This window comes from Kitasatospora sp. DSM 101779, from assembly GCF_025655475.1.
GTDB lineage: Bacteria > Actinomycetota > Actinomycetes > Streptomycetales > Streptomycetaceae > Kitasatospora.
Genome location: NZ_JAHTIK010000001.1, coordinates 5,758,076 through 5,764,104, shown reverse-complemented (window position 1 = coordinate 5,764,104; position 6,029 = coordinate 5,758,076). Strand labels below are relative to the sequence as shown.

7 protein-coding genes are annotated in these 6,029 nt (G+C 76.1%); 5 read left to right on the top strand and 2 right to left on the bottom strand.

What is annotated here, in order from left to right; translation table 11 throughout:
* Both KSNIM_RS26240 and KSNIM_RS26235 read left to right on the top strand, forming a co-directional pair.
* Positions 1-850 (top strand): energy-coupling factor ABC transporter ATP-binding protein (locus KSNIM_RS26240; RefSeq protein WP_263105589.1); only part of this gene is annotated, 850 nt, incomplete at its 5' end.
* Positions 802-1,731 (top strand): ECF transporter S component, encoded by a 930-nt coding sequence (locus tag KSNIM_RS26235; RefSeq protein WP_411543777.1) that lies wholly within the window; start codon positions 802-804, stop codon positions 1,729-1,731. The genes KSNIM_RS26240 and KSNIM_RS26235, both read left to right, overlap by 49 nt.
* Positions 1,732-1,775: 44 nt before the next feature.
* Here the strand turns inward: KSNIM_RS26235 and KSNIM_RS26230 are convergent, their stop codons facing one another.
* Both KSNIM_RS26230 and KSNIM_RS26225 read right to left on the bottom strand, forming a co-directional pair.
* Complete coding sequence (locus KSNIM_RS26230) at positions 1,776-2,108, bottom strand: antibiotic biosynthesis monooxygenase family protein (protein WP_263105587.1); 333 nt, start codon at positions 2,106-2,108, stop codon at positions 1,776-1,778.
* 37 nt (positions 2,109-2,145) lie between these two features.
* Entirely contained in the window at positions 2,146-2,637 is a 492-nt protein-coding gene (locus tag KSNIM_RS26225) for a DUF1772 domain-containing protein (protein WP_263105586.1), read from the bottom strand.
* 326 nt (positions 2,638-2,963) lie between these two features.
* Between KSNIM_RS26225 and KSNIM_RS26220 the strand changes: the two genes are divergently transcribed.
* From KSNIM_RS26220 to KSNIM_RS26210, 3 genes are all read left to right on the top strand, one after another.
* Entirely contained in the window at positions 2,964-3,902 is a 939-nt protein-coding gene (locus KSNIM_RS26220) for an AraC family transcriptional regulator (RefSeq protein ID WP_263105585.1), read from the top strand.
* Between the two features lie 64 nt (positions 3,903-3,966).
* Positions 3,967-4,878, top strand: coding sequence for a GNAT family N-acetyltransferase (locus KSNIM_RS26215; protein WP_263105584.1), 912 nt, complete (start codon positions 3,967-3,969; stop codon positions 4,876-4,878).
* A gap of 166 nt (positions 4,879-5,044) precedes the next feature.
* Positions 5,045-6,028, top strand: coding sequence for a peptidoglycan-binding domain-containing protein (locus tag KSNIM_RS26210; protein ID WP_263105583.1), 984 nt, complete (start codon positions 5,045-5,047; stop codon positions 6,026-6,028).
* Position 6,029: the final 1 nt, after the last annotated feature.

Here is a 6,029-nt window from a genome sequence, read left to right as displayed (position 1 = left end):
GTCCGTCCGCGACGCCCGCCGCCGCGCCGCCGGCCTGCGCACCCGGCTCGCCGAGCACACCCCGCCCGCGGCCACCGCACCGGGCGGCGAGGTGCTGGCGGCCGTCGACCGGCTGGTGGTGAAGCGCGGGCCCGTCCCGGCACTGCGCGGCATCGGCCTGGAGCTGCGGGCCGGCGAGGCCACCGCGCTGATGGGCCGCAACGGGGCCGGCAAGTCCACCCTGCTCGGCAGCCTGGTCGGGCTGCACGCCCCGTCCGGCGGCACCGTGCGGGTCGGCGGTCTCGTCCCGCACAGGGCCCGGCCGGCCGAACTGGTCCGGCGGATCGGCCTCGTCCCGCAGGAGCCCCGCGACCTGCTGTGCACCGAGAGCGTCGGCGCCGAGTGCGCCGCCGCCGACAGGGACGCCGGCGCCCCCGCCGGCACCTGCCGGGCCCTGGTCGCCGGGCTGCTGCCCGGCCTGGCCGACGACCGGCACCCGCGCGACCTCTCCGAGGGCCAGCGGCTCACCCTGGCCCTGGCCGTGGTGCTCACCGCCGCGCCCCCGGTGATCCTGCTGGACGAGCCGACCCGCGGCCTCGACTACGCCGCCAAGGCCCGCCTGGTGACGGTGCTGCGCGGCCTCGCCGAGGCCGGCCACGCCGTGCTGCTGGCCACCCACGACGTCGAGCTCGCCGCCGAACTCGCCCACCGCACCGTGGTGCTGGCCGACGGCGAGGTGGTCGCGGACGGACCGACCGCCGAAGTCGTCACCGCCGCACCGGCCTTCGCCCCGCAGATCGCCAAGGTGGTCGCCCCGGAGCCGTGGTTGACGCTCGGTCACATCACGGACGTGCTCGGGGAGGAGCTGTGAGCGCCCCGGCCGGCCCGGCCCCGCTCGGGCGGCGCTCGGGACCTGCGCTCGCCCTGCTCTCGGCGATCGGCGTCGCCGCGTTCGGCTGGCCGCTGCTCGCCTCCCCCGGCTCCGACCTGGTCGGCCACTCCGCCGACGCGCCCTGGCTGTTCGCGCTGATGCTGCCGCTGCTGCTGGCCGTGGTGGTCGCCCAGATCTCCGAGGGCCGCTCGGCGGGCGGCGGCGCCCCGGGCCTGGACGCCAAGGCCGTCGCCCTGCTCGGGGTGCTGGCCGCGGCGGGCGCCGCACTGCGGCCGCTCGGGGCGGGCACCGCCGGCCTGGAGCCGATGTTCTTCCTGATGGTGCTGGCCGGCCGGGTGCTCGGGGCGGGCTTCGGCTTCGTGCTCGGCTCGGTGTCGATGTTCGCCTCGGCGCTGCTCACCGGCGGGGTCGGCCCGTGGCTGCCGTTCCAGATGCTCGCCATGGGCTGGGTCTGCCTGGGCGCCGGGCTGCTGCCCGGCACGGCCGCCCTCCGCGGCCGGCGCGAGCACCTGCTGCTCGCCGGCTACGGGGCGCTCGCCGCGGTGGCCTACGGCACGGTGATGAACCTGCAGGGCTGGCCGTACATCGCCGGGCAGGCGAGTTCGATCGCCTTCGTCCCGGGCGACCCGCTGTCGGCGAACCTGCCGCGCTTCGCCCTTTACTGCCTGACCACCTCGCTCGGCTGGGACCTGCCCCGGGCCGCGCTCACCGCGGTGCTCTGCCTGACGGTGGGCGGCCCGGTGCTGCGGGCACTGCGGCGCACCACCCGCCGGGCCGCGTTCGGCGCCCCGGTGGCCTTCGCACCGCCGGCCGGGGCGTCCGCGGTGGCGGACGCCGACGAGCCCGCCGAGCAGCACTGAGGGGGTACGGCCGGCGGCCGTACCCCCTCACCGTTCGGATCCCGTCAGGCCTTCGGCCCGGCGGACTGCACCACCTCGAAGGACCACAGCACCGAGTCGCTGGCGGCGGGCCGCTTCGGCGCCTCGCCACCCTCGGCCGGCGGACCCTGGCGGTGCGCGGCCTGCATCGGCCCCTCCATCCAGGCCTTGAACGCCTCCTCGCTGGCCCACCGGGTGTACACCAGGTACTGGTCGGTGCCCTCGACCGGGCGCAGCAGCTCGAACCACTCGAAGCCGTCGGAGTTCTCCACCGCCCCGGCGCGGGCGGCGAACCGCCGCTCCAGGGTCTCCCGCATCTCGGCCGGCACGGTCAGCACGTTGATCTTCACTACGGACATGCCTCCCATCCTGCACCACCTCACACCCGGACGGCGGTCAGGCCCCGGCGCGTCCGGAGAGGACGAGCGCCCAGCCGAGGCAACCGAACGCGGCGGTGTTGAGCACCGCGCGGACGGTGTTCCAGCGGACCCAGGTCTGCTCGAAGGCGGCCCGGACGGCGGCCGGATCGGTGAGCGAGCCGGGTTCGCCGGCCGCGGAGAGCCGGTCGTTGAGCGGCACGTTGACCGCCATGGTGACCACCAGCACCACCAGGTAGAGCAGGGCGGCCGCGGCGATCCACGGCAGTGCCGGCCGGCCGGCGCCGCCGAGGTGGAGGGCGCCGGCCGCGACGGTGAGCAGCAGGGCGCCGACGAAGGCGGCGGCGAACCAGCCGTTGAGGATGGCGGTGTTGATCCGCTGCATCGCCTCGACGAAGGTGCGGTCGCCGCTGCGCCCGAGACCCGGCATCACCGAGCAGGCGAACGCGTAGAAGAGGCCCGCCATCAGTCCCGTCGCGACGGTGGCCGCGAGCAGCAGTGCCGTTGCCATGGGTCGCACCTCCGAATCCCCCCGTGTCCGTGTCATACCGTCAAGTCAACCGGCACCCAGCCCCGGTGCCCATGGCCGAGGAGCTCACCCGCATACGCACGCGTCCACGCCACACGGCGCAGCCGCGCAGGGCAGGCATGCAGGGCAGCTACCCGGGGCGCGGGGAACTGCGCAATGGGATGGGGGCCCACTCGGCCGTTCGCGCCGGCGGGAATTCGGACGGACATCGACGCTGAAGGTCGAACCCATCCGAATGGCGCAGTTCCCCCTCAGCCTTCGGCCGGGAGGTGCCTCCACGCGCCCCGGGCCGCTCCTAGGCTGGACGCATGGACGCAGTCGACGGACTTGCCGGATTGCTCGCGGCTCCACGCGCGCAGGGTGCGTTCCTGCTGCGTTCGGTGCTGGCTCCCCCGTTCGCCGTGGCGGTGCGCGACGAGGCGCCGCTGACGGTGGTCAGCATGGTGCGCGGCACGGCCTGGATCGTCCCCGCGGCCGGCGATCCGGCCGCGCTGGCGCCCGGTGACCTGGCGATCGTGCGCGGCCCCGAGCCGTACACCGTGGCGGACCGACCGGACACGCCGGTAGGGGTGGTGATCCACCCGGGGCAGGTGTCCACCGATCCGCAGGGCGTCCCGCTGTGCGAGGAGATGGACCTCGGCGGGCGCTCCTGGGGTGAGCGCGCGGACGGTGCCACGGTGATGCTGACCGGCACCTACCAGCTGCGCGGGGAGGTGAACGGGCGGCTGCTGCGGGCGCTGCCGCCCGTCGCGGTGGTGCCCGCGGACGCCTGGTCCTCACCGCTGCCGGCGCTGCTCGGCGAGGAGATGGACCGCGACGCGCCCGGCCAGGAGGTGGTCCTCGACCGGCTGCTGGACCTGCTGCTGATCACGGCGCTGCGCGAGTGGTTCGCCCGGCCGGAGGCGGCCCCGCCGCGCTGGTACCGGGCGTACGGGGACCCGGTGGTGGGGCGCGCGTTGCGGCTGCTGCACCGGCGGCCGGCCGAGCCGTGGACGGTGGCTTCGCTGGCGGCCGGGACCGGGGTGTCCCGGGCGGCGCTGGCGCGGCGCTTCACCGAGCTGGTCGGCGAGCCGCCGATGGCGTACCTGACGGGGTGGCGGCTGGACCTGGCGGCGGACCTGCTGCGCGAGCCGGAGGCGACGCTCGCCGCGGTGGCCCGACGGGTGGGCTACGGCAGTCCGTTCGCGTTGAGCAGTGCCTTCAAGCGGGTGCGCGGGGTGAGCCCGCGGGAGCACCGCGCGGGCTGATCCGGCCGCCGTGGCCGGATAAAACCGCTCGCCGCGGCGGCGGCCCGCTGCCTACCGTGCCCGGATGACCCTGGAGATCGCACCCGGCGCCGACCGGGACACCTGGCTGCCCGCCCACCTGCAGCGGCTCGTCGACCGCTACCTCGCGGCGGGGCTCTCCGCCGCGGCCGCCGGGCGGCTGGCCGAGCAGCAGCGCGAGCAGGCCGGGACGTGGACGGTCGCCGACATCCGGGAGGACGGCCGTACGGTCGGGTCCGTCGCCGTGGCGGTGGCCGACCGCGAGGGCACCCCGGTGGGCCGGATCGGCGAGGTGTGGACGGTGCCGGGGTACGAGCGGCTGCGCCCGGCCGCGCTGGACTGGGCCGAGCGGTGGTGCGCCGAGCGTGGCGGGAACCGGGTCGAGGTCCGGGTGACGGGAACGGACCCGCTCTTCGACCGGTACACGGTGCGCGGTCAGAACCGGGTGAAGGAGCTCTCCGCGGCGTCGGCGGAGCAGGGCTCCGTGACGGCCCGTCCGATGACGGCCGAGGAGTACCCGGCCTGGCGGGCGCAGCAGGAGGACGCGTACGTGTTCGACATGCTCCGCTCCGGCTCGCACACGGAGCAGGAGGCCCGGGCCAAGTCGGCGGCGGACTTCGCACGGATGCTGCCCGAGGACCTGGCCACACCCGGCCACGCGCTGCTGGTGCTGGAGGCCGAGGGGCGGACGGTCGGCACCGGCTGGCTGCACCACGGGTTCCTGCCGGGCGTCACCTTCGGCTGTTCGCTGGACGTCCTCCCCGAGGAGCGGGGGCGGGGCTTCGGCCGGGCCGCGATGGCGGCGGGCGAGCTGGCGGCGCTGGCGGCCGGCGACGGGATGCTGATGCTCAACGTGTTCGGCGGCAACACCGTGGCGATGCAGCTGTACAGCACCGCCGGGTACCGGGTGCTGGAGGAGGGCCGCTCGCGGGACGTCAGCGGCGGCGCCGGGGCCTAGCCCTGGCTCACCGCGAGGACGGCGGGGCGTCACCGACCCTTCATCCCGGCCGTTTCGGCACTAAATAGGACAAGGCCACCGCCCGTCACAGGACCTCCCTGTCATACCCGTGCAACCTCCTGCATAATCGGGCGCGTTCGTCACACCGACCGAGGAGGACCGGCCGATGCCGGGAGAGCTCTGCCCGCTGTGCGGCACGGTCCGGACGGCCGTCGGCTGCGCGTGCGCCTCCTCGTCCCCGGATGCCACCGAGACGGCCGTGCTGCCCCACATGGAGGGTCCGCCGCTGGTCAGACCCTACGTCGCGGCGGGCGGCGGCCACGGCCGGACGTATGCCGGGCCCGGCCCGGACCCGTTCGCGACGACCCTGCTGCCGCCGGCCCCGCCCGCGGCGCACCCGGCCGCTCCTCCGCCGCCACCCGCCGCGCCGCCGTCCGTCCCGCCGCAGCGCCCGGCTCCCGTGGGGCCCGGCGGCGACCTCGGTGTCTTCGACTTCCACGGCACGCCGCAGCAGCGGCCGGGCGGCCGGGCCGAGCGGCGCGAGCGTGCCCAGCTGGTCGCCGGCCGGCGCCGTACGGCGATCGTCGCCGCCGGTCTCGGCATCGCGGTGGTCGGCACCGGTCTGGCGCTGGCCCTGTCGCCGTCCTCGGACAAGCCGAACCTCGACCAGGCGCTGCCCGCGCCCTCCGGCACCCTCGACTCGGCGCCGCCGGACAACGGGCAGCCGGAGCCGACGGCGACCGCGAGCGCCTCCACCACCAGGAAGTCCTCGGCCTCCCCGACCCGCACCGGCACCGGCACGGCGACCGCCAGCCGGGCTCCCGTCGCCGCGCTCAGCCCGGCCGGGACGGCGTCGGCGAGTGCCGGTGCCGCGCCGCCGGTGGCGCCGAGCACCTCGGCGGCCGTCCGGGTGCTGAAGGCGGGTGACTCGGGCACGGACGTCCGCGCGATGCAGCAGATGCTGATCACCGTCTCCTGCGGCGACCTCAACGTCTGGTTCGCCACCGGCACCTTCGACTCCTGGACGCAGTGGGTCCTGAGCGAGTTCCAGCGGGACGCCCGGATCAAGGGCGACGAGCGCAACAACACCCAGTACGGCCCCAAGACCCGGGCGGCACTGGAGAAGGCCTCGGCCGACCCCCACTGCTGAC

Bases quoted from the DNA above. Each gene is read 5' to 3' on its own strand.
- KSNIM_RS26230 (WP_263105587.1), bottom strand. From the start codon at position 2,108: ATGTCCGTAGTGAAGATCAACGTGCTGACCGTGCCGGCCGAGATGCGG.
- KSNIM_RS26225 (WP_263105586.1), bottom strand. From the start codon at position 2,637: ATGGCAACGGCACTGCTGCTCGCGGCCACCGTCGCGACGGGACTGATG.
- KSNIM_RS26220 (WP_263105585.1), top strand. From the start codon at position 2,964: ATGGACGCAGTCGACGGACTTGCCGGATTGCTCGCGGCTCCACGCGCG.
- KSNIM_RS26215 (WP_263105584.1), top strand. From the start codon at position 3,967: ATGACCCTGGAGATCGCACCCGGCGCCGACCGGGACACCTGGCTGCCC.
- KSNIM_RS26210 (WP_263105583.1), top strand. From the start codon at position 5,045: ATGCCGGGAGAGCTCTGCCCGCTGTGCGGCACGGTCCGGACGGCCGTC.